Genomic DNA, 22,412 nt, shown 5'->3' with positions numbered 1-22,412 from the left:
GGCCCGGGAAAGGACCCGGCCCGGGCGGAACTCGGCGCATTCCGAAACCGGCGCGCCATGACGCGATGGGATCAGCGCAGCGACTTGTCCCCCGGGTTCTTCGGGACCACGTAGGTGCTGCCGTCGGGCCGGGTCACGGTTTCCCACTGCTGGGTTTCGGCCTGGCGCTGTTCCAGCAGCCGGCGGTTTTCTTCGGTCATGTCGTGGCCCAGCGCGGAACTGTTGGCCGGGCCAAAAACCGCCCGGAGCCTGCCCGTGGCCCGCATGAACCGCTGCGCCGCGTTTTCCTTGCCAGCCGAGCCCGTCCTGCCCATGAACCGTTCCTTCCATCCATGCCTTTTCCTGCTTGGAGTGTACGCTAATTGTTAGTGCACTAACAATCGGAGGGACCCATGACTGCCACGTCCAGCGAAACCCGGGAGGACGACCTCCTCCTGGAACACCAGCTCTGCTTCGCGCTTACCGTCGCGGCACGCAGCGTGGTGGGCGCGTACAAGCCGGTGCTCGAACGGCTCAACCTCACCCATCCGCAATACCTGGTCATGCTGAGCCTGTGGGAGGAAAGCCCCCGGACGGTCCGCAACATCAGCCAGGCCCTCGCCCAGGAACCTGCCACCATCTCCCCGCTGCTGCGGCGCCTCGAGGCGGCCGGCTACCTCACTCGGCGCCGGGTCGAGGGAAATGAGCGGGCACTCGCCGTCGAACTCACCCCGGCAGGTGCCGCCCTGCGCCAGGAGGCCCTGAAAGTTCCGGGAACCATGATGGAGCGGCTGGGCCTGACGCGCAGCCAGGTCGCCGAACTGCATGCGTCCATGATGGCCCTGATCGCCGCCACCACTGAGTAGAAACCTCCTGCGGGGGCTAGAATCGAAGGAATGAAGGAGGCCTCGGCGTGATGCGTACTTTACGGCTGCACCTGGCGTTCGCGGCACTGGCAGTGCTGCTCCTGACGTCCTGCACCGGCTCTCCCGGTGACGGTTCCGCATCCCCCTCCGCGCCGCCGTCGGGTGCTTCCTCCTCCCCCGGCACCACATCCCCGCCCCCCACAAGGCCCGCCCCCGACGCCGAAAGTACCGTCCCGGCCCCGTCGCCTGAGGCTCCTTCCGCACTCCCGTCCGGCCCGGGCAAGGGCAACGCCGAACTGGCCATTTCCGTGGTCCCGGACGAAGGCCAGCCGGCTGTGAACTACACCCTGGTCTGCCAGGACGGGGTACCCGCGGCCGAAAGCCAGCACCCCTCCGCGGCCGCCGCCTGCGCCGCCCTCAAAGCCAACGCCGCCCTGCTCGCCCCGCCAGCCAAGAGCCCCGACCGCGCCTGCACTCAGCAGTATGGCGGGCCGCAGAAAGCAACGGTCTCCGGCGTGGTGGACGGCGTCCCGGTGGAAACGTCCTTCAGCCGCACGGACGGCTGTGAAATCTCAGCCTGGGACGCCGCCAAAGCTGTCCTGGGCCCTGCCGGTGGAGCAGTTTAGCGTCCTGGCGGCGAACGAGTGGCGGGCCCTGGAAGGTGCCCACCACCGGCGCGTCAGCCGCTACGCAGACCCCTACCTTGCCCGCCGCGCCGCCGGCCGCAAGCATCCGGTTGAGGATTTCCTCTTCACCTACTACACGCAGAAGCCCGGCCAGCTGCGCCGCTGGCACCCCGGCGCCGGCGCCGTCCTGGCCGGGCCGGAGGCCGCGGACCGCCTGGGGTGGAAACACTACAGGGCGCTCGACGACGGCGAACTCACCTCCCTGGGCCTGCCTGCGGGTAGCACTGCGGTCACCTTTGACCAGGCCGCGTTCCTGGCCGACCGCAAGGATGCGGTGGATTTCGCGGGAATCATCCTGCGCGGCACGGCTGCACGTCCGGCACAGTTCGGCTGCTTTGGCCTGCACGAATGGGCGATGGTCTACCGCCAGGACCGGTTCGACCGGCGGCACGAGTACCTGCAGCTGCGTCTCGGCTCCTCCGGCACGGACCGGGTCGTGGAGGAGAACCGGATCCGGTGCACGCATTTCGACGCGTTCCGTTTCTACACGCCGGATGCCCTGCCGCTGAACGAACTGCAGCCCACACGGGAACTGCAGCGGACCATGGAGCAGCCGGGCTGCCTGCACGCCAACATGGACCTCTACAAGTGGGCGTACAAGCTGTTGCCTGCGCTGCCCAGCGGGCTGGTCATGGACTGCTTCGAGTTGTCCTGGCGGATCCGCGCCATGGACATGCAGGCGTCCCCTTACGATCTGGAAGCCTGGGGCTACCCGCCGATCGCCATCGAAACGGCGCAGGGCAAGGCCGCCTATGTGGAGCACCAAAGGTCGTTCGCCGCAGAGGCCGCCGGCCTCCGCGCACGCCTGGCCAATGCGCTGGACGCTGTCCGCTGAAATGCGCGGCCACTGGCCGGACAGACTGGAGGGGCGGACAGACAGGATCCCCGGGCAGTGTGGCCGCCCGGGGATCCTGGTCCCCGCTGTTATCCGGCGTCAGTCCGCGGGGACGGCCTGTACCGGTGCCAGCTCAGGAGCCCCGGCCGGAGCGGTTGTTCCGCCGCCCACCCGGACGTTAACCCAGGTCTTGATCCCGTTCCCACCCAGGCTCAGGCGGGACAGGTAGGACCCTTCGGACAGGCCGGACCAGTTCAGCGTGGCCGAGGCGGCCGAGCCGTTGGGCGCCACGATGGGGTTCGGATCGACCACGAGGTTTCCGGCGTCACCATTGAAGGTCACGGCCTGAACTGCTGCGTTCGCCGCACCGCCGTCCGGCGTGGAGTACAGGTTGACCACCACGTAGTACGTTCCGGCGCGGGGCGACTCCAGGTCCAGGAATTCGCTGGCCGCGGCGGTGGCACGCTGGACAGGGGTCAGCCCGCCGGAGCCGTTGGGGACGTAAACCACCAGATCCCAGTCCACATCCTCGGACTCTGCCTGCACACCCATCCGGGCAAACGTGGTGCCTTCCGGCACTGTGACCCGCAGCAGCGCGTTGTGGGCATCGTTCGTCGGCGCGTACGGTCCGGGGGTCTTGTTGATCGCGGTCTGGTTCAGGGGAGCGAGTCCCTCAACGGAAACACCGATGGGGCTGTCCGAACCGGAGACCAGCGGCATGGTTCCGCTGCCGGTCCCGGCATCCGAGGTGAAGGAGAAGGACGGGGCGATCTGCGCATCAACCGGACGGACCGCGATGGGCGAGCTGACGGTCCGAGGGCCATTCCAGGTCACGGTTCCGGTGGCGAACTTGCCCATGGGGGCGCTGGTGTTGCGGATGGTCAGGGTGACCTCGCGCGTCTGGCCCGCCTTGGAGAAGTTCAACACCTTCGGTTCAACATCGATACTGACGCCCGGGACGCTGGCCTCGGCGCGGTAAAGCCCCGGGACAAGCGCCGTCAGTTGACGCTTGACCTGTACTTCTCCCACCAGGCTGCCGAGGGCAACGGAGGGCAGGTTCAGGTCACGTGCTGCGATGGTGCCTGCCTGCGGTGCACCCGTTGCCACGCCCTGGCCGTTGAGGTAGGCCAGCCAGTCCTTGACACCTGAGTTATACACCAGGCCGGGGTCCGTGAACCGGCTGGCATCGATATGCCCGGCACCGCCCTGGAACGGGTCCCTGTTGGCTGAGCCGTCAGCGTTCACCAGCGGGTACGCAGTGGTCATCATGGCCGACTTGACCATGGCGGGGGTCCACTTGGGCTGCTTGGCCAGGGCCAGGGCCCCGAAGCCAGCGATGTGCGGTGCCGCCATGGACGTACCGGACATGAAGCCGAACTGCTCGCCGGCGTTGCCGATGGTGGAGACGCCGGCCAGGACGTTGACACCCGGTGCGGCGATATCGGGTTTCAGCAGGTCTCCGCCTGCGGCGAGGGTGGGTCCGCGCGAGGAGAACCCGGCGATCTGCGGGGCAGGTGCCGGAGCCTCTCCGGTCAGATCGCCCTTGAGCAGGCTCACCGTCAGGGCCGGATCGGCCTGGAGCTTGGACCTCAGTTCCACACTCTTGGGCGCATTCACGTGGACGGTCGGGACCACGTGGTTGTCTGCGTCCTCAGAGCTGCTGGTGAGATTCAGCAGGACCATGCCCACGCCGCCCTTGTCGAGGACTTCCTGGCTCTTTTCTGTCCGGGCCACCACTCCACGGTCGCAGACCACTACCTTGCCGGCCACCTTGCCGGCGTCCAGGGATCCGGCTACGCAAAGGTTGGCGTCCGCCGCGCCGGCGGCTGCGGCGTCGGCTGCGATCACCACGGATGCGTTGGCCACTTCGGTCTTCATGATGGACGCGCCCCGGTACAGCGATCCGTCGGACACCTTCACGGTGCCCAGCAGGTCACTGGGGAACGTAGATGCTGCTACGGAGGCGAGCCACGGCGATGCATGGTTCACCGTAGAGGCAGTGGGGCCCGAGTTCCCGGCCGAGGCCGAGACGAAGACACCCGCGGAGGCGGCATTCAGGAAGGAGAGCGCCACGGGATCGGTGGTGCTGTTGTTGTTCCCGGAGATGGAGTAGTTCAGGACATCCACGCCGTCCTTGATGGCTGCTTCGATGGCTTCCACCGAGGCGGAACTGTAGCAGCCGCCGGTGCTGGGGTTGGTGTCCTCCCAGCAAACCTTGTACACGGAGACCTTGGCCGCCGGTGCAACGCCGGAGCTCTTGCCGAAGTCCGCGCCATCAACGACCTGCTGGACATTGGCGTTGCCGGCCGCGGTACTGGCAGTGTGCGTGCCATGGCTGCCCACGTCCACCGGGGAGATGAGCTCCTCCGGAGCCCGGTTCGCTTCCGGCACATATTGCAGGAACGTGTCCGCGAAGTAGCGGGCGCCGATCACCTTGGAGTTGCACTCAGAACCGTCGAACTCCACGCCGGTGCCCTGGCCCGGCTGGCATTCGCCTTCGAACGTGGTGCCGTCCGTCTTGAGCATGGCGATCCGGCCCTCGCCGGTCAGGTAGGGAACGCCCACCTGCGGGGCGCCTTCCAGCGGTTTGACTGGCTCACCCTGGAGGAAGGGGTTGTCCGGCGCGTAGCCGGTATCGATGACGCCGACCACTGCGCCCTTGCCTGCGTTCGCTTCGCCGCCGAACTGCGTGGCCCAGACCCCCTGGGGGCCGGTGAGCTTGAGGAAGTCGGTGGTTGTGTAGTCCGGAGCGTTCTCAACGTCCTTTTCCACGGCCAGCACACGGCTGTCCTTGGCGAGCGCTGCTGCCTGCGCGGCGGTGAGTTCGGCGCTGAACCCGTTGAGCGCGGCGGTGAACTGCTTCTGCAGCGTCACACCCTGGTCTGCGGCCACTGCCTGCTGTTGTCGGCGCAGGTGCGCGTCGTACGCCTTGTAGTTGGCGCTTCGGGCGTCCAGTTTTCGACCTTCCCGGGGCTTCGTTGCGCCCAACCCTGCCGTCTGTCCCTCGTAAGCCGCGGCTGCGGCACCCGTCAGGACAACGATGTAGCGTCCGTCCTCGTACTGGGGTGTTCCCTGGGCGGATGCCACGGCTTCTCCCTCGGATCCGTCCGGCGCCGCGCTGGCGGGCAACATGGACAGCGACGAGAGGAGAAGCGGTACCCCAACGGCCAGCGTGGCCGCCTTCCGGAGTCCCCCGCCCCGGACGGGGCTCTTTCTAGGTGATTTCACATGCGACCCTTTCACGATGTACCCGGCCCAGCCACGAGCGGGGGCCGGAAAATCGACCGGTACACATCAGGCATTACAGATTTTGTAATCCCATGCGACCGGTCGATTCACACAGTACATAGTGAGAGCCAAATATGACATAGAGCACACTTTGAAATTTGTTGCTTGTCACATCCTGCTCCGACGGCTACTCCCGCGGTGTGCGAACCACCTCACTGATCCACTGCCGGGTCTTCTCGTCAACAGGTCCGGCGGTGCGGTTGTTGCGGGCCAGCCTGTCCGCCTTGATCTTCTGCAGGACCATCCGGCCCAACCCGGCAAACACTGCCGCGGCAACCACGGGCAACAGCACAGATTTGGAGTTCTCAGCCATCCGGCAATCCTAGTGAGCCGCCCGCCACTACTCCAGAGCATCCGGGGGCAGCCCGAATACAGAGAGCGCGCCGCGGCCGGTAGAATAAAGGAGCAAGCTCGCGGAGCGCCCGTCCACACTGTTCACCCTGAAGGTCCCCGACAGTCGGTACGGCGTAAGACGGCACCACTCCGCTGCGCCCTTACCCAAGCTCACGCACAGGAGTTACCGGATGCCCCGGATCGTTGTTGACGTCATGCCCAAGCCCGAAATTCTGGACCCGCAGGGGAAGGCGATCGTCGGGGCCCTCCCCCGGCTGGGCTTCACCAGCTTCAGCTCTGTCCGTCAGGGCAAGCGCTTTGAACTGACCGTTGACGGCGAGGTGACCGAGGAAATCCTGGCACAGGCCCGCAATGCCGCCGAGACACTCCTCTCCAACCCCGTGATCGAGGACGTCGTCAACGTCGAGGTCGTCGAGGCCTGACATGACTGAACTTCCCCTGATCGGCGAGGCCGTCGCCGTCGCGGCGGAACCCCGCCTCGCCGGTGCCCGGATCGGCGTCGTCACCTTCCCCGGCACCCTTGACGACCGCGACGCCGCCCGCGCCGTCCGCCTGGCGGGCGGCACCGCCGTCGAACTCTGGCACGGCGACAGCGCACTCGGTGACGTGGACGCCGTCATCATCCCGGGCGGCTTCTCCTACGGCGACTACCTGCGCGCCGGCGCCATCGCCCGCTTCGCACCGCTGATGTCGAAGATCATCGACGCCGCCAACAGCGACGCCAAGCTGCCGGTGCTGGGCATCTGCAATGGTTTCCAGATCCTCACCGAGTCGCACCTGCTGCCCGGTTCGATGATCAAGAACGACCACCTGAAGTTCCTGTGCCGCGACCAGGTGCTGCGCGTCGAAAACAGCAACACGGCGTGGACTGTGGACTACCAGGCGGGCCAGGAGATCACCATTCCGCTGAAGAACCAGGACGGCCAGTACATCGCGGACGAGAAGACCCTGGACGCCCTTGAGGCCGAGGGCCGCGTGGTGTTCCGCTACGTAGGCTTCAACCCGAACGGTTCACGCCGCGACATTGCCGGCATCTCCAACGCCGCCGGCAACGTGGTGGGCCTCATGCCGCACCCCGAGCACGCCGTGGAGCCCGGCTTCGGCCCCGAGGCCGCGTTCTCCCGTGAGACGGGTGTCGGCGGTTCCGACACCGACGGGCTCGGATTCTTCACCTCCGTACTGACCAAGATTGTGGGAGGCGACAAGTGACCACGGAAACCACCAAGAAGTTCAACATCGACACCGTCGAGCACGCCGCGAAGACTCCGGACACCGAACTGCCCTGGGCCGAGCTGGGCCTGAAGCGGAACGAGTTCGACGAGATCGTCAAGGTCCTGGGCCGGCGCCCCACCGGTGCCGAGCTGGCCATGTACTCCGTCATGTGGAGCGAGCACTGCTCCTACAAGTCCTCCAAGAACCACCTGCGCCAGTTCGGCCAGAAGGTCACCGAGGAAATGAAGAAGGACATGCTGGTGGGCATCGGCGAAAACGCCGGCGTCACCAACCTGGGGGACGGCTGGGCCGTGACCTTCAAGATCGAATCGCACAACTCGCCGTCGTTCGTTGAGCCTTACCAGGGCGCCGCGACCGGCATCGGCGGCATTGTCCGCGACATCATCTCCATGGGCGCCCGCCCGGTGGCCGTCATGGACCCGCTGCGCTTCGGCGCCATCGACCACCCGGACACGGCCCGCGTGATGCACGGTGCCGTTGCCGGCATCGGCGGCTACGGCAACTCGCTGGGCCTGCCGAACATCGGCGGCGAAATGGTGTTCGACTCCGTCTACCAGGGCAACCCGCTGGTCAACGCCCTCGCCGTTGGCGTCATGCGCCACGAGGACATCCGCCTGGCCAACGCCTCCGGCAAGGGCAACAAGGTGGTCCTGTTCGGTGCGCGCACCGGCGGCGACGGCATCGGCGGCGCCTCCGTGCTGGCCTCCGAGTCCTTCGACGACACCAAGCCGTCCAAGCGCCCCGCAGTCCAGGTGGGCGACCCCTTCGCCGAGAAGGTCCTCATCGAATGCTGCCTGGAGCTGTTCAAGGGCTCCCTCGTGGAAGGCATCCAGGACCTCGGCGCCGCAGGCATCTCCTGCGCCACCTCGGAGCTTGCCTCCAACGGCGACGGCGGCATGCAGGTTGAGCTGACCTCAGTCCTGCTGCGCGACCCCACCCTGACCCCGGGCGAGATCCTGATGTCCGAGTCGCAGGAACGCATGATGGCCGTGGTCACCCCCGAGAACGTGGAAGCGTTCGAGGCCGTGATGGACAAGTGGGCCGTGGAGTACTCCTGGCTCGGCGAAGTCACGGACACCGGCCGCCTGATCATCACCTGGGAAGGCGACGTAATCGTCGACGTCGATCCCCGCACGGTGGCGCACGACGGACCGGTCTATGACCGCCCGTACGCCCGCCCGGAGTGGCAGGACGCCGTCCAGGCGGACACCTTCACCGGTTCCGTCCAGGACGCCGGCCGCCCGGAAAGCCCGGCCTCGCTGGCTGCCGCCGTGACTGAGCTCGTGGCATCGCCGAACATGTGCTCCAAGTCCTGGATCACCAACCAGTACGACCGTTACGTGGGCGGCAACACCGCCATGGCGTTCCCGGACGACGCCGGTGTGGTCCGCGTGGACGAGGAAACGGGCCTGGGCGTGGCGCTGGCCACCGACGCCAACGGACGCTACACCTACCTGGACCCGTACCACGGCGCACAGCTGGCGCTGGCTGAGGCCTACCGCAACGTTGCCACCTCCGGCGCGGTGCCCATGGCCGTCAGCGACTGCCTGAACTTCGGCTCCCCCGAGGACCCGGACGTCATGTGGCAGCTGGCCGAGGCCATCCGCGGCCTGTCCGACGCCTGCATGGTGCTGGGCATTCCGGTCACCGGCGGCAACGTCTCGCTGTACAACCAGACGGGCACTACGCCCATCCACCCCTCCCCCGTGGTGGCAGTCCTGGGCAAGCTCGACGACGTTGCCCGCCGTACGCCGTCGGGCTGGCGCGAGGACGGCCAGGCGATCTACCTGCTGGGCACCACCGCTGCAGAGCTCGACGGTTCCGAATGGGCCAACATGCGCGGGCACCTGGGCGGACAGCCGCCGAAGGTTGACCTTGAGGCCGAGCGCTCCCTGGGTGAAATCCTCATCAACGCCTCGCGCGACGGCATGATCGATTCAGCCCACGACCTCTCCGAGGGCGGTCTCGCCGCGGCCCTGGTGGAATCCTCGCTGCGTTACGGCGTGGGTGCCCGGATCGCGCTGCAGGACGTCATGGACCGCGACGGCGTCGACCTGTTCACCGCGCTGTTCTCCGAGTCCCAGGCGCGCGCCGTCGTGGGCGTGCCGCGCTCGGAGGAGGTCCGTTTCACGGACATGTGCACCGCCCGCGGCTTCGCCCACACCCGCATCGGCGTAGTGGATGCGGCCAGCGGCAAGCTGGAGATCAATGGCGTAGACGCCCTGTCCCTGGACGCCCTCCGCGAAGCCCATGAAGGGACCCTGCCGAAGTACTTCGGCTAACCCTCCATCAGGAATCCGCGGCGGTTCCGGACAAACGCACCCCTGACCCGGGGCGCGGATGTCCGGAACCGGCGCGGATTTTCCGTTAAGCCATTAGTCCTCGCTGTGGAGTTCGCGCTGGCGGGCGCTCAGGAGTTCAATTTCCGGGCGGGCGGCAACGAAGCGTTCGACGGCGGCCAGCACCTCGGCGAGGTGCGCACGGTCTCCAGCCACCAAACCAACGCCCAGCCGGGCCCTGCGGTACTGCTCCTGGCCGCCCACCTCGGCCACGGAAACCTCAAACCGGCGCTTCATCTCTGCCAGCAAGGGGCGCACCACGGACCGCTTCTCCTTCAGGCTGTGCACATCGCCGAGGAGAATGTCGAACTCGATCCAGCCGATCCACATATTCCGCGGCCCTTTACCGTCCCGGCAGCACCAGGTCCGGGTAGTGCCGCTCTGTCACGTCCGGGTGCGCGCGCATCCTGCCCTTGAGCATGTTCATGCCAAAGGAGGACAGCAGCGGGTTTGCGGGATCGTCCGTGATGCCCCGGGCCGCGCCCTTAAGCTCCGGATCCAGCGGAACGGGATCGATCACCGCATCGAGCCGCGGCGACCAGAAGAACGGCACAGAATAGCGGTCCACCCCCGGCGGCGGAGCCTGCACCCGGTGGATGGTTGCGGCCAGGTAGCCCTCGGTGGCTACCTCCAGCATTTCGCCCAGGTTCACCACCAGCGCGCCCGGGATGGGTTCCACCGGAGCCCATTCAGTGGCGCCGGGGGGCAACACCTCCAGGCCTCCGACGTCGTCCTGCAGCAGCAGGGTCACGAAGCCGTAGTCCGCGTGCGAGCCCACGCCCTGGTCACCGGCGGCCTCCACCACGCCTCCCACGTAGTGCACCAGCTTGCCCATCCAGGCCGGGGTGCCCTGGAACGGCTCGTCGAAGTAGTCCTCCGGCAGACGCAACGTGACCGCGATGGCCCGCATCAGTTCCATGCCCACGGAAGACATCAGCTCCGCCCACTCCATGGCGGCGGGCTTGAGTTCGGGGAAGAACCCGTCCGGCCAGAGGTTGGGACCCTGGAGCAGCCAGAAGGGCTGGTCCGCGGGGTAGCCCGGAACGGGTGCGCGCTCCGGCGAATAGTCAATCTGTTCCCGTGCGTCCGCCCGGCCCTGGGTGACTTCCGTGCCCATTCGGGTGTAGCCGCGGAAGTGGGGCGAGAGCCTGTTGTCCAGCTTCATCCGCTGCTCCAGGGGCAGCACGAAGAAACGGCGGATCACCTCCAGGAGGTGTTCGGCCTGTCCGGGCGCGGCGCCGTAGCCCGTCACTTGGAAGAATCCCACGTTGTGCGTGGCGTAGCGAAGTTGCTCGATGAACTCTGGATTGAAGGACCCGTCGGCCCGGCGTGCTGTACTAAGGTCCAGGACAGGTATGGTCCCCTGATCGTGTGGCATCTTGGCAGACTAGCATCGAGCAGGGTGCCTTTGTAGGCTCGCAGGATGAGGCAGCCCGGAAGGAAGACCAGGCACATGCAGCTCAACTATCCGGGCATCGGTTTCACCGAAGACGGACGCGTGCCGGAGGGATACCCGTGCGTGGTCCGCGAGGCGTACCTGGGCGAGGGCAGGGACGTCTACCTCCGCGTCGCCCGCGGCATCCTGGGCTGGGAACTCCAACGCCGCGCGGGACTGCGGGTCCGTGCCGATGCGGCCGTCGCCACCCCCGGAGCGCGCGTGGTGAGCGGCTTCGGCGTCGGCCCTTTCCGCCTGGACGCGCCGTGCGAGGTGGTGTGGGTGCACCACCCGGCCGCATCAGAAGGGGCCCAGTCGGCGGGCTTCGGATACGGGACCCTGCCCGGGCACCCGGCCCGGGGCGAGGAGGCATTCGAAGTGGCGATCGACGCCGCCGGGACGGTAGTCCTGAAGATCACCGCGTTCAGCAGACCGGCCAACTGGTTCTATGCTGCGGGCACGCTGGCCACCCGCGCGGCGCAGCGCTACGTGACCTCCCGGTACATTGAAGGGGCACGCACACTCGCCGCAGGTGAAAGCTGATCAGGAGAAGGTACATGCTGGACCAGGAGACCCTTGACCGGTTGTGGAACTACGCGGACCCCGGGCTCTCCGGGCAGCGGTTCCAGGACGCCATGGCAGGCACAGAGTACGACGCTGACGAGAAAGCCGAGCTCGCCACGCAGCTTGGGCGGGCCCTGGGGCTGCAGGGCCGGTTCGAGGAAGCGGACGCCCTGCTGGACACCATCGACGGCGAGGAACCCACCGTCGCGGTCCGCGTCCTGCTGGAGCGCGGCCGACTGCTGCACGCAGGCGGCCATTCCGCCATGGCGGCTCCGCTCTTCGAGCAGGCGGCAGAACTGGGCGACCACCTCGGTGAGGAACTGCTCGCCGTCGACGCCCTGGCCATGCTGGCGGCCGCAGACTCCGCCCATGCCGAACCGTGGGCCCGCAGCGCCATCGAATACGCCGCCACCGCACACGACCCCCGCGCCCGCCGCTGGCTGCCCGCGCTCCACAGCGCGCTGGGTGACACCCTGCGGGAGGCAGGCCGCTATCCCGAGGCGATCGTGGAGTTCCAGCTGGCCGAGCAATGGGCCGAGCGCGCCGGAACCCCCGATCAGCAGCAAGGGGCACGGGACGCCATCAGGTCCTGCGAACGGGCCCTCGCCGTCGACTGACCCTGCACCTTAGAGGTTGTAGTTCCACGCCACCTGGGCCGGGCAGAGGTTCATGACCACGTCCAGCCCGGCGGCTTTGGCGCGCGCGGCAGCGGCCTCGTCCACCACGCCGAGCTGCAGCCAGACGGCCTTGGCTCCCACGGCGATCGCCTGGTCCACCACGGCGCCCACCTTCTGCGAATTCACAAAGCAATCGACGACGTCGAGAGGGTGCTTTTCCGCCGGTATCTCGCCGAGCGTGCGGTACCCGGCTTCGCCGTGGACGGGGTCGCCGGGCAGGTTGACCGGGATGATTTCCATGCCGAGCCGGTCCCGGATAAACAGCGATGTGTCGTAGGCGGCGCGCCACTCGTTGGTGGTCAGGCCCACGATGGCCCACCGCCCTTTGTTTCGCATGAGGCGCTCAATGACTGCAGGATCGTTGGTATGGGCCATGCCCCAAGCCTACGCCGTGGCCGCAAATCCCTTCTGCCGAATAAATGACTGATGGAGGCGGGCACCCTGCGCCCGTGAACGAATATTACGGCAGCGTGGTGGCAGATTTGGCCGATGCCGTGCGGTTCGGCTGTAGTTGGTAGTGACCATCCCGAGCGGCTGAGAGACCTGGATCGATGAAGCCGCAGCATCCCTAGGGCGGCTTGCCGTCCGAAAAGCACCACATGCCGAGGCGACCATCCACGGCAGGCGGCGAAGGGTGCTACTGCCAGGATCGATGGAGCACCATGACCCTTGGAATTAATACTGCTACGCCTGTTTCCACCCGGAATCCTGCTGTGGCCGCCCCCGGCGTGCCCCCCGCGGGTTCCCACAACACCACTTCGAACGCGACGGCGGTCGAAGCAGGGCTGCGTGACGCGCCCGGCCCCGCCTCCGGCTCTTCGGGATGGTCCTCGACCGGGCCGGAAGACGATGCCGTGCACGGCGTACCGTCCGGCGGTCCGGCGCGTCACAGCAGCACCATCGTGTCCCCGCAGAACATCGCCTTCTGGGAGCAACAGGCCCTGCGCCTGGACTGGGAATCCCCCTGGCACACGGCCCACCGCTGGGTCCCGGCTGATGCCGAGGCCGGCACCGGCCCGCAAATCAGCTGGTTCGACGGCGGCCGGCTCAACGTGGCCTACAACTGCGTGGACCGCCACGTGGCGAACGGCCTGGGCAGCAAAGTGGCCCTTTACTTCGAGGGCGAGCCCGGTGACCGGCGCTCCATCACCTACGCCGAGCTGCAGCGCGAGGTCGCCAAGGCGGCCAATGCCCTCCTGTCACTGGGCATCACCAAGGGCGACCGCGTGGTCATCTACCTCCCGGTCATCCCCGAGACCGTCATCATAACCCTGGCCGTGGCCCGGATCGGGGCCATCCACTCGCTGGTCTTCGGCGGCTTCTCCGCCGAGGCGCTGCGCTTCCGGGTGGAAGACACCGGAGCCAAGCTGCTGGTCACTACGGACGGCCAGTACCGCCGCGGCGTTGCAGTACCCGTCAAGGACAATGCGGACGCAGCGGTGGCCGGGGACAACGCCGTCGAGCACGTTCTGGTGGTCAACCGCACTACGCCCGCTGAGGACCTCCACACGGTGAACATGGCGGAAGGCCGCGACGTCTGGTGGCATGACGCCGTCGGCAGCGCCCCCGACGTCCACGAACCTGAGGCATTCGACGCCGAAACGCCGCTGTTCATCATGTACACCTCCGGCACCACCGGAAAGCCGAAGGGCCTGGTGCACACCTCCGGCGGCTACCTCACGCAGGCGTCCTGGAGCTTCGAGCACCTGTTCAGCAACCCTGACCCCGCGCTCCGGGACCAGGACGTGCATTGGTGCACCGCGGACCTGGCCTGGGTCACCGCGCACACCTACGAGATTTACGGCCCGCTCACCAACGGCGTGACCCAGGTGATCTTCGAAGGCACGCCGAACACCCCGCATCCGGGCCGGCACTTTGAGATCATCGAGCGCTACGGTGTCACCCAGTACTACACGGCACCCACCCTGGTCCGCTCCCTCATGGGCTGGTTCCCGGACGGCGTCCCGGACACCTACGACCTCTCCTCCATCCGCATGCTCGGCACCGTGGGTGAGGCCGTCAACCCGGAAGCCTGGCGCTGGCTGCGCGAAAATGTCGGCGCCGGCACGGCTCCGGTGGTGGACACGTGGTGGCAGTCCGAAACCGGCGCCACGATCCTCTCCCCCGCGCCAACGGACACGCATTTCAAGCCGGGCTGCGCGGCCCGGCCCCTCCCCGGCGTCAGTACGAGGATCGTGGACGACGGCGGGGCAACGGTCCCGCCCGGCGTCCAGGGAAACATCGTGGTTGATTCCCCCGGGCCCGCCATTGCGCGGACCGTCTGGGGAAATCCGCGGCGCTACTTCGATTCGTACTGGAGCAAGTACGCGGACCGGGGCTGGTTCCTGGCCGGCGACGGCGCCAAGTACGACGAGGACGGCGACATCTGGATCCTCGGGCGGGTGGACGACACCTTGAACGTCTCCGGCCACCTGCTCTCCACCATCGAGATCGAGTCCGCCCTGGTATCCCACCCGCTCGTGGTGGAAGCCGGCGTCTGTCCCGTGGCGGACCCGAAAACCGGGCATGCCGTGGTGGCCTTCGTTGTCCCCACCCGCCCCCTCCCCCCGCAAGCTCGGGCAGGGAAACCTGCGGGCGTGGGCCCATCCAGCGAGGCCGCCTTCGCCGACGAGCTCCGGCACCACGTCGCGACGGCGATCGGCCCGATCGCCAAGCCGCGCGACGTCGTCGTGGTTCCCGATGTACCCAAGACCCGCAGCGGCAAGATCATGCGCCGGCTGCTCACCCAACTGTTCGAGGGGACCGCCCTGGGCGATACCACCTCACTCCAGAACGAACCGGCGATCGCCGGCATCCAGGACGTCCTGCGCGAGCGGACCCAAGCAAAGGAAAATTCATGACCGAGATCAGCAACGTCGCCCGGCTCTCCGAACCGCTCAAGTTCGCATACTGGGTTCCCAACGTCTCCGGCGGCCTGGTGGTGTCCACCATCGAACAGCGCACCAGCTGGGACTTCGACTACAACAAGAAGCTGGCACGCATCGCCGAGAACTCCGGCTTCGAATATGCCCTGTCCCAGACCCGCTACGCTGCCTCCTACGGTGCGGACAAGCAGCACGAGGCCACCTCGTTCAGCCTGGCGCTGCTGGCAGCCACGGAGCGCCTGAAGGTCATCGCCGCGGTCCACCCGGGCATGTGGCACCCCGGCGTGCTGGCCAAGTACATCATCACCGCGGACCACATCTCCAACGGCCGCGCCGCAGTCAACATCGTCTCCGGCTGGCTGAAGGCGGAGTTCGAAAACTTTGGCCTCGAATGGCTGGAGCACGACGAGCGCTACGTCCGCACCGAGGAGTTCATCAAGGTGCTGCGCGGCCTCTGGACCGAGCAGGAGTACAGCCAGTCCGGCAAGTACTACAACATCACGGACTTCACCCTGAACCCGGCCCCGGTCAGCGTTCCCGGCCGCGCCCACCCGGAGATCTTCTTCGGCGGCAACTCCACGGCGGCCCAGGCCACAGCGGGCCGCGTGGCGGACTGGTACTTCTCCAACGGCAAGGACCTGGAGGGCTTCAAGGAGAACATCGCCGGCGTGGTTGCCGCCTCCGGCGAAACCCGCCGCGGCACCGAGGGCGCCCTCCCAGCACCGCGGTTCGGCCTCAACGGCTTCGTCATCGCCCGCGACTCCGAGAAGGAAGCCCGCGACACCCTCCGCGAAATCGTCGAGAAGGCACACAAGCCGGCCGTCCAGGGCTTCCGCGACGCCGTGCAGGAGGCCGGACCTTCCACGAAGGACGGCAAGGGCATGTGGGCCGACTCCACGTTCGAGGACCTGGTCCAATACAACGACGGCTTCAAGACCCAACTGATCGGCACCCCGGAGCAGATCGCCGAGCGCATCGTCGAGTACAAGAAGATCGGCGTCAACCTGTTCCTCACCGGCTACCTGCACTTCCAGGAAGAGATCGCCGCGTTCGGCCGGGACATCCTGCCGATCGTCCGTGAACTCGAGGCTGACCTCGCCCGGAAGAACGGCATCGAGCTGGACCTTTCCCAGGCACCCGTCGCTGAAGCGGTGGCCGCCTGATGGCTGACCGTAAATTCGGTTTCCGCACCCGCGCCCTGCACGCCGGCGGCACCCCCGACGCCGAACACGGCGCCCGTGCTGTGCCCATTTACCAGACCACGTCCTTCGTGTTCAAGGACACCCAGGACGCAGCCAACCTCTTCGCGCTGCAGAAGTACGGCAACATCTACTCCCGCATCGGCAACCCCACGGTGGCAGCCTTCGAAGAGCGCATTGCCTCACTGGAGGGCGGCATCGGTGCTGTTGCGACGTCGTCGGGCATGGCAGCGGAGTTCCTCACCTTCGCCGCGCTGACGCAGGCAGGCGACCACATCGTGGCCGCTTCCCAGCTCTACGGCGGCACCGTCACCCAGCTGGACGTCACCCTGCGCCGCTTCGGCGTGGACACCACGTTCGTGCCCGGCACGGACCCCGCGGACTACGCCGCGGCCATCCAGGAGAACACCAAGGCGATTTTCGTCGAGGTGGTGGCCAACCCGTCGTCGGAAGTCCAGGACCTGGAGGGGCTGGCAAAGGTGGCGCGCGACGCCGGCATCCCCCTGGTGGTCGACGCCACCTTGAGCACGCCCTACCTCGTGCGTCCGATCGAACACGGCGCCGACATCGTGATCCACTCCGCCACCAAGTTCCTGGGCGGGCACGGCACCACCCTGGGCGGCGTGATCGTGGAAAGCGGCCGGTTCAACTGGGGCAACGGCAAGTTCCCCACCATGACCGAGCCCGTGGCCTCCTACGGCAATGTCTCCTGGTGGGGCAACTTCGGCGAGTACGGTTTCCTGACCAAGCTCCGCTGCGAACAGCTGCGCGATATCGGGCCCGCCCTTTCACCGCAGTCCGCGTTCCAGCTGCTGCAGGGCGTGGAAACCCTCCCCCAGCGCCTGGATGAGCACCTGAAAAACGCACAGGCCGTGGCCGAATGGCTCGACGCCGACCCGCGGGTGGCCTACGTGAACTACTCCGGACTGCCCTCCCACCCGCACTTCGAGCGGGCGCGGAAGTACCTGCCGCAGGGTCCCGGATCGGTGTTTTCCTTCGGCGTTGCCGGCGGACGAGCCGCGGGCCAGAAGTTCATCGAGTCACTGCAGCTGGCCTCGCACCTGGCCAACGTGGGCGACTCCCGCACCCTGGTGATCCATCCTGGGTCCACCACGCACCAGCAGCTGAGCGATGAACAGCTCGAGTCCGCCGGAGTGCCAGAGGACCTGGTCCGCATTTCGGTGGGCCTGGAGGACATCGAGGATATCCTGTGGGACCTGGACCAGGCACTCGCCGCAGCCCAGGACGCAACCGCGGATGACGCCGTCGTCCGCCCTGAGGAGGCGGCTGACGCCTGCACGATCGGAGCACGCGCATGAGCACCGCTGTACGGACCTGGGAGGGCCCTGCGGCCCCGGAGCGCCTCTCGCTGCTGCGGGCGGCCAAGTCGATCGCGATCGTGGGGGCCTCGGACAAGCCATCGCGGGCCAGCTACTTCGTGGCCACGTACCTGCAGTCCTCCACCCGGTACAAGGTGTATTTCGTCAACCCCGTGGTGAAGGAGATCCTTGGCCAGCCCACCTACGCCTCACTGGCCGATCTTCCCGAAAGCCCGGACATCGTGGATGTGTTCCGCAAGCACGACGACCTCCCGGGCGTCCTGGAGGAAGCCGTTGCGGCTGGCGCCAAGACCCTCTGGCTGCAGCTGGGTTCCTGGCACGAGGGCGTTGCCGCGGACGCCGAGGCGGCCGGCCTCAACGTGGTGATGGACCGCTGCGTGAAGATCGAGCACGCCCGCTTCCACGGCGGGCTGCATCTGGCCGGTTTCGACACCGGTGTGATCTCCTCCAAGCGCCAGGTCCAGGCCTAAAGCGCTACTGGCCGAACTTCTTCAGCCAACGGGCTCCGGGGCTCGCCTTCTGGCCGGTTCCGGAGCTGCCCGCCTTGGCCGACTCCTGCTCCGCCGGTTTCGCCGCTTCGGCCTCTTCCGGGCCGGCCGGTTTCCCGCCTGCTTCAGCAGCCCGGCCGCCATCACCGGCGGGTGTGCTGCTGGGCATTCCAGCCGCGGTGGGGCCGCCCGCGTTGAGCAGGGCCTGCGACTTGCCGTTGCCGGCGGTACCGGGCTGTCCAGGCCCTGCCGCCGGGTTGGCACCCTGTTCGGGAGCGGCAGTGGCGGCCTCAGGGGCCTCGGCAGCCTTCGGTTCCACCGACACTGCGGGTTCCTGCATCGGTGCATAGTCCTCCGCGGCACTGGGAGCCTCGATGGTCCAATGCGGCGACCAGTCCTCGAGGAGCTGCTGCACGGTTGCGTGGTTGTCCGTGGCCGCCGGCAGGCTGGCGGCCACGCTGGTCACGCCCAGGCCCATCCCGGCCATCACGGTCAGTCCGACCACGGCCGACCGGTTGCGGCGCAGGGCGCGGCGGCGGGCCAGCTCATCGCTTCGGAAACGCGCACCCTTTCGCGCGGCTTCCTGCCGAACCGCCGCTTCCCGCGCGAGGGCTTCGCGGCGGGTGGTATGGACAGGGCTGGTATGGACAGAGGTGCCGGACAGCAGCGCCGCAAGTTGGGGACCCGGCGCGGGCACGGGCATCTCGGCCAGGGCGCCCATGGAAATCAGGGCAGAACGCAGGTCTGACGCGCCCTCCTGGCCGGCCTCGAGCAGGATCTGGTCCACTGTGTCCAGGACCCTGGCAGCGTGGGGATTCATGGCCTCACATATTCCTTTACAGCGGGCTCCTCCCGGAGCCTGTTCAGTGCCCGGCGCTGCAGCTGCTTAACAGCACCCGGGCTTTTGTCCAGCACCTCGGCAACCTGCTCCACGGTGAGACCGCCAACGATGCGCAGGGTGAGCACCTCGCGCTGGTCGTCGAGCAGGCCGCTGAGCAGGCGCTGGACTTCCTGGGGAGCGATCAGCTCCAGGACTTCGGTTTCGGCAGAGGAATCTTCGCGCCGGTCCAGTTCCGGCTCGAAGGGAAGCCTGGCCGGCGTGCGGCTCTGCCGGCGGTGGTCATCCACCATGCGGGCGTGGGCTATGGAGAAGATGAAGGTGCGCAGGCCGGCCATTCCGCCGCTGATGGTCTCAAGGCGGGGCAGCACTGCCAGGAACACATCCTGCATGACAGCCTCCGGATCCTCTACTCCGCGGGCCGTGAGATAGCCCAACACCTGTGATGCGTATGTTTGGTACACCAGGTTGAAGATTTCCGGGTCGCCGGCGCCGTCGCGTATTGCGTCATCGATCAGCGCATCGGTCACGGACGTACGGCTTTCAATGGAGGGAACTTTGCTTGCTAAGTCTAGGCCCGGCAGAGCGTCCACGAAACTTGCCCTCTACAACCAAATGCTCACACATAAAAAGAGCCGGGCTGGAACGTGATGGGGGACAGGTTCCAGCTCGGCGCTTCATAGAGGTAATCGCCCGGCTGCCCGAAAGGGTTACGCGTTTTCGAGAAATCCTTTAAAAACTTTTCGCATCCCCGGACCCTGGCCGGTTATGTAACTGCATGCCCTCGATCCGCGCTGCCCCGTGTCCGGTTTTCGACGCACATAGGCGTTCTCGACGCGCCCGTGCACCGTCGCCCCTCCTATACGGGCCGCGCCAGCGCATATCCGCGTCGACCTCCAACATGCGGGTCGACACCGAAGGCGCGCCCACAATCCCAGCCCGGCCGCAACGGCCCGTGGAAACGCCAACGGCGGGCCACCCCAACCGGGGCCCCCGCCGTCGTCGTATCGCGTTGATGCGCTAATCGTTGATGAGGTCGTTCACCACGATGGTCTGGTCCCGGTCCGGGCCCACGCCGATGGCCGAGAACCGGGTGCCGGACAGCTTCTCCAGCGCAAGGACGTAGTTGCGGGCGTTTTCCGGCAGGTCCGCGAGGGTGCGTGCTCCGGTGATGTCCTCGGTCCAGCCCTCGAAGTACTCGAAGATGGGCTTGGCGTGGTGGAACTCGGTCTGCGTCATGGGCATTTCGTCGTGGCGCACGCCGTCGACGTCGTAGGCCACGCAGACCGGGATCTGCTCGATGCCGGTGAGCACGTCCAGTTTGGTGACGAAGTAGTCCGTGAACCCGTTGACGCGGGAAGCGTGGCGGGCCAGGACGGCGTCGTACCAGCCGCAGCGGCGGGGACGGCCGGTGTTCACGCCGAACTCACCGCCGGTCTTCTGCAGGTAGACGCCCATCTCGTCAAAGAGCTCCGTGGGGAACGGGCCCGCGCCGACGCGGGTGGTGTAGGCCTTGATGATGCCGATGGAGCGGGAAATGCGGGTGGGGCCGATGCCCGAGCCCACCGAGGCGCCGCCGGCCGTCGGGTTGGAGGAGGTGACGAACGGGTAGGTGCCGTGGTCGACGTCCAGGAACGTGGCCTGGCCGCCTTCCATCAGGACCACCTTGCCCTCGTCCAGTGCGGTGTTGAGGACGAGGGTGCTGTCGATGACCAGGGGGCGCAGGCGCTCGGCGAAGGACAGGAAATACTCAACGATCTCGTCCACCACCACGCTGCGGCGGTTGTAGATCTTGACCAGCACCTCGTTCTTCTGGTGCAGCGAGCCTTCCACCTTCTGGCGGAGGATGGACTCGTCGAAGACGTCCTGGACGCGGATACCCAACCGGGCCACCTTGTCCATGTAGGCGGGGCCGATGCCACGCCCGGTGGTGCCGATGGCGCGCTTGCCGAGGAAGCGTTCGGTGACCTTGTCCAGCACCTGGTGATAGGGCGCCACGAGGTGGGCGTTTGCGGATACGCGCAGCTTGGAGGTGTCCGCACCGCGGGCCTGCAGGCCGTCGATCTCTTCAAAAAGAGCCTCGAGGTTCACGACGCAGCCGTTGCCGATGATGGGAACGGCGTTGGGGCTGAGGATGCCTGCCGGCAGCAGCTTGAGTTCGTACTTTTCACCGCCTACGACGACGGTGTGCCCGGCGTTGTTGCCGCCGTTGGGCTTGACGACGTAGTCGACGCGGCCGCCCAGGAGGTCAGTCGCTTTGCCTTTTCCTTCGTCGCCCCACTGGGCTCCTACGATCACAATTGCTGGCATGGGATCCTCCCCCATTCGTTCGGGCAGCCTGGTCCGGCCAAGAGCTGGCTGGGGCCCTGCGGCACCGTTCATGAGAATGCCCCGAACGTACCGGCGGTCACTGTTCCGCGTTGGCGGCGCAGCAATGCAAGAGTTCCGGGGCCCTTACCACCCAAGTTTAGCGGATCAGCCGATTTGTCCACTCGTTTGGCGCCTCAGTCCGGCATTTCGACGACCTGCGGCTTGCTAAACTGGTCAAGGCCGGCCAGGAACCGGCCCACCCCTTTTCCCAGCCCCGGAGCGGCTGCGCCGTCGTGCGCCCTTTTCCGGTGTGTCAGCAACGCCATATCCGCAGGAGACCCCGCCCTTCATGACAGCACTGGCCCCCGAATCCTTCCATGATCAGCTCCTGAGCCGCCGCTACGAGCCCAACGTCGCAGCCGTCAACGAGCTGTGCGATTCACTGCAGGAAGTCAAGCCGGGCACGGTGGTGCCGTACGTTGACCCCATGCACGACGTGGACGAATGCCGCATCATCAGCCTCTTTTCCAACATCGGGGAAGCGGACCCGTCCGGCTTCATCACCGCCGGGGACCACGATGCCGCCGCGCGCATGCTGGGGATCCAGTGGAAGCTGGGCCTGCGCCCTGAGTTCGTGATGCCGTGGAACGTCCACCCGTGGCACGTTCCCGGTGAGCCGAACGGTAAGTTCACGCCCGACCAGATCCAGTCCGGCCTCAAGCCGCTGCTGAAGTTCCTGGCCCTGGTACCGCGCGCATCGGTGATCGTTGCCCACGGGACCGAGGCCAACCGCCTGGCCAACCTGCTGCTGAAGACCGAGGTTCCACTGCTGTGGCGCCGCGGGCTGAAGACCTACAAGGTACGGTCCCTCAGCGGCCGCGCGTTTGCCGGCTCCCCCGCCCGCCAGGAGGAATATCTCCAGGACATGCGCGTCGCCTACGCCGACGCGATGGCCCGGACAGGCCTCCAAAAAGCCTCCTGACGACTTTTCCCTCCCAGGACGGACGACGGCGGCGGGGGGCCCGGTAGGCTGTACGTACGCCGCGGCCCCCTCGACAGAATGAACTACGTCCAGTGCGTGCTGGTGGTGGTACGA

22 protein-coding genes are annotated in these 22,412 nt (G+C 67.1%); 13 read left to right on the top strand and 9 right to left on the bottom strand.

The genetic code is table 11. From position 1 onward, the window contains the following. Positions 1-71 precede the first annotated feature (71 nt). Positions 72-314, bottom strand: coding sequence for a hypothetical protein (locus ACFWIX_RS14670; protein ID WP_377216864.1), 243 nt, complete (start codon positions 312-314; stop codon positions 72-74). Positions 315-392: 78 nt separating this feature from the next. Here ACFWIX_RS14670 and ACFWIX_RS14665 point away from each other — a divergent pair, with 78 nt between their 5' ends. The 3 genes from ACFWIX_RS14665 to ACFWIX_RS14655 are packed head-to-tail and all read left to right on the top strand — an operon-like array spanning position 393 to position 2,366. After that, positions 393-845: a MarR family winged helix-turn-helix transcriptional regulator gene (locus ACFWIX_RS14665; protein ID WP_377216863.1), complete on the top strand. Its 453-nt coding sequence runs from the start codon at positions 393-395 to the stop codon at positions 843-845. A gap of 50 nt (positions 846-895) precedes the next feature. Continuing rightward, positions 896-1,471 (top strand): SSI family serine proteinase inhibitor, encoded by a 576-nt coding sequence (locus tag ACFWIX_RS14660; protein WP_377216862.1) that lies wholly within the window; start codon positions 896-898, stop codon positions 1,469-1,471. Further along, positions 1,458-2,366, top strand: a complete 909-nt coding sequence (locus ACFWIX_RS14655; protein ID WP_377216861.1) for a 3-methyladenine DNA glycosylase — start codon at positions 1,458-1,460, stop codon at positions 2,364-2,366. The genes ACFWIX_RS14660 and ACFWIX_RS14655 overlap by 14 nt, the downstream gene beginning before the upstream one ends. Positions 2,367-2,465: 99 nt before the next feature. Here ACFWIX_RS14655 and ACFWIX_RS14650 read toward each other — a convergent pair whose 3' ends face one another. Both ACFWIX_RS14650 and ACFWIX_RS14645 read right to left on the bottom strand, forming a co-directional pair. Beyond that, complete coding sequence (locus tag ACFWIX_RS14650; RefSeq protein WP_377216860.1) at positions 2,466-5,594, bottom strand: S8 family serine peptidase; 3,129 nt, start codon at positions 5,592-5,594, stop codon at positions 2,466-2,468. Positions 5,595-5,781: 187 nt separating this feature from the next. Continuing rightward, positions 5,782-5,967: a hypothetical protein gene (locus tag ACFWIX_RS14645; protein WP_377216859.1), complete on the bottom strand. Its 186-nt coding sequence runs from the start codon at positions 5,965-5,967 to the stop codon at positions 5,782-5,784. 211 nt (positions 5,968-6,178) lie between these two features. Here ACFWIX_RS14645 and purS point away from each other — a divergent pair, with 211 nt between their 5' ends. From purS to purL, 3 genes are read left to right on the top strand one after another with little or no spacing between them, the layout of a single operon-like run. Next, a complete protein-coding gene (gene purS / locus ACFWIX_RS14640; RefSeq protein WP_045730009.1) occupies positions 6,179-6,430 on the top strand; it encodes a phosphoribosylformylglycinamidine synthase subunit PurS in 252 nt (83 codons plus the stop codon). 1 nt (position 6,431) lies between these two features. After that, positions 6,432-7,217 (top strand): phosphoribosylformylglycinamidine synthase subunit PurQ, encoded by a 786-nt coding sequence (gene purQ, locus ACFWIX_RS14635; RefSeq protein WP_377216858.1) that lies wholly within the window; start codon positions 6,432-6,434, stop codon positions 7,215-7,217. Continuing rightward, positions 7,214-9,523: a phosphoribosylformylglycinamidine synthase subunit PurL gene (purL, locus tag ACFWIX_RS14630; protein WP_377216857.1), complete on the top strand. Its 2,310-nt coding sequence runs from the start codon at positions 7,214-7,216 to the stop codon at positions 9,521-9,523. The genes purQ and purL overlap by 4 nt, the downstream gene beginning before the upstream one ends. A 93-nt stretch (positions 9,524-9,616) precedes the next feature. On the opposite strand, the gene ACFWIX_RS14625 is transcribed toward purL, so the two are convergent. Both ACFWIX_RS14625 and ACFWIX_RS14620 read right to left on the bottom strand, forming a co-directional pair. Further along, positions 9,617-9,910, bottom strand: a complete 294-nt coding sequence (locus ACFWIX_RS14625; protein ID WP_377216856.1) for a DUF503 domain-containing protein — start codon at positions 9,908-9,910, stop codon at positions 9,617-9,619. Positions 9,911-9,923: 13 nt separating this feature from the next. After that, positions 9,924-10,958 carry an isopenicillin N synthase family dioxygenase gene (locus ACFWIX_RS14620; protein ID WP_377216855.1) on the bottom strand — a complete coding sequence of 345 codons (1,035 nt, stop codon included), beginning with the start codon at positions 10,956-10,958 and terminating at the stop codon, positions 9,924-9,926. A gap of 75 nt (positions 10,959-11,033) precedes the next feature. On the opposite strand from ACFWIX_RS14620, the gene ACFWIX_RS14615 reads away from it, so the two are divergent. Continuing rightward, complete coding sequence (locus ACFWIX_RS14615; RefSeq protein ID WP_377216854.1) at positions 11,034-11,558, top strand: DUF1990 family protein; 525 nt, start codon at positions 11,034-11,036, stop codon at positions 11,556-11,558. A gap of 14 nt (positions 11,559-11,572) precedes the next feature. Continuing rightward, positions 11,573-12,196 (top strand): hypothetical protein, encoded by a 624-nt coding sequence (locus ACFWIX_RS14610; RefSeq protein ID WP_377216853.1) that lies wholly within the window; start codon positions 11,573-11,575, stop codon positions 12,194-12,196. A 9-nt stretch (positions 12,197-12,205) separates the two neighbouring features. On the opposite strand, the gene ACFWIX_RS14605 is transcribed toward ACFWIX_RS14610, so the two are convergent. After that, positions 12,206-12,631, bottom strand: a complete 426-nt coding sequence (locus ACFWIX_RS14605; RefSeq protein WP_377216852.1) for a CoA-binding protein — start codon at positions 12,629-12,631, stop codon at positions 12,206-12,208. A gap of 287 nt (positions 12,632-12,918) precedes the next feature. On the opposite strand from ACFWIX_RS14605, the gene acs reads away from it, so the two are divergent. Genes acs through ACFWIX_RS14585 form a run of 4 tightly spaced genes read left to right on the top strand, consistent with a single transcriptional unit; the run spans position 12,919 to position 18,150 of the window. Then, positions 12,919-15,117 carry an acetate--CoA ligase gene (acs, locus tag ACFWIX_RS14600; RefSeq protein ID WP_377216851.1) on the top strand — a complete coding sequence of 733 codons (2,199 nt, stop codon included), beginning with the start codon at positions 12,919-12,921 and terminating at the stop codon, positions 15,115-15,117. Next, positions 15,114-16,304 (top strand): dimethylsulfone monooxygenase SfnG, encoded by a 1,191-nt coding sequence (gene sfnG, locus ACFWIX_RS14595; RefSeq protein WP_377216850.1) that lies wholly within the window; start codon positions 15,114-15,116, stop codon positions 16,302-16,304. Before acs ends, sfnG begins: the two co-directional genes overlap by 4 nt. Further along, positions 16,304-17,659, top strand: coding sequence for an O-acetylhomoserine aminocarboxypropyltransferase/cysteine synthase family protein (locus ACFWIX_RS14590; RefSeq protein ID WP_377216849.1), 1,356 nt, complete (start codon positions 16,304-16,306; stop codon positions 17,657-17,659). The genes sfnG and ACFWIX_RS14590 overlap by 1 nt, the downstream gene beginning before the upstream one ends. Then, the gene (locus ACFWIX_RS14585; RefSeq protein WP_377216848.1) at positions 17,656-18,150 is read left to right on the top strand and encodes a CoA-binding protein; all 495 of its coding nucleotides are present in this window, start codon (positions 17,656-17,658) and stop codon (positions 18,148-18,150) included. The genes ACFWIX_RS14590 and ACFWIX_RS14585 overlap by 4 nt, the downstream gene beginning before the upstream one ends. A 4-nt stretch (positions 18,151-18,154) precedes the next feature. Here the strand turns inward: ACFWIX_RS14585 and ACFWIX_RS14580 are convergent, their stop codons facing one another. The 3 genes from ACFWIX_RS14580 to ACFWIX_RS14570 form a co-directional block, all read right to left on the bottom strand. Further along, the gene (locus tag ACFWIX_RS14580; protein WP_377216847.1) at positions 18,155-18,988 is read right to left on the bottom strand and encodes a hypothetical protein; all 834 of its coding nucleotides are present in this window, start codon (positions 18,986-18,988) and stop codon (positions 18,155-18,157) included. Next, positions 18,985-19,536 carry an RNA polymerase sigma factor gene (locus tag ACFWIX_RS14575; protein WP_377216846.1) on the bottom strand — a complete coding sequence of 184 codons (552 nt, stop codon included), beginning with the start codon at positions 19,534-19,536 and terminating at the stop codon, positions 18,985-18,987. Before ACFWIX_RS14575 ends, ACFWIX_RS14580 begins: the two co-directional genes overlap by 4 nt. Positions 19,537-20,026: 490 nt before the next feature. Continuing rightward, positions 20,027-21,316 carry an adenylosuccinate synthase gene (locus tag ACFWIX_RS14570; RefSeq protein ID WP_377216845.1) on the bottom strand — a complete coding sequence of 430 codons (1,290 nt, stop codon included), beginning with the start codon at positions 21,314-21,316 and terminating at the stop codon, positions 20,027-20,029. Between the two features lie 349 nt (positions 21,317-21,665). Between ACFWIX_RS14570 and ACFWIX_RS14565 the strand changes: the two genes are divergently transcribed. Then, a complete protein-coding gene (locus tag ACFWIX_RS14565; RefSeq protein ID WP_377216844.1) occupies positions 21,666-22,298 on the top strand; it encodes a uracil-DNA glycosylase in 633 nt (210 codons plus the stop codon). The last annotated feature ends 114 nt before the right edge of the window (positions 22,299-22,412 follow it).

The sequence above is a fragment of the Pseudarthrobacter sp. NPDC058362 genome (assembly GCF_042723515.1).
Classification (GTDB): Bacteria; Actinomycetota; Actinomycetes; order Actinomycetales; family Micrococcaceae; genus Arthrobacter.
The sequence above is the reverse complement of the archived record's forward strand: the minus strand, read 5'-3'. Positions and strand labels throughout refer to the sequence as shown.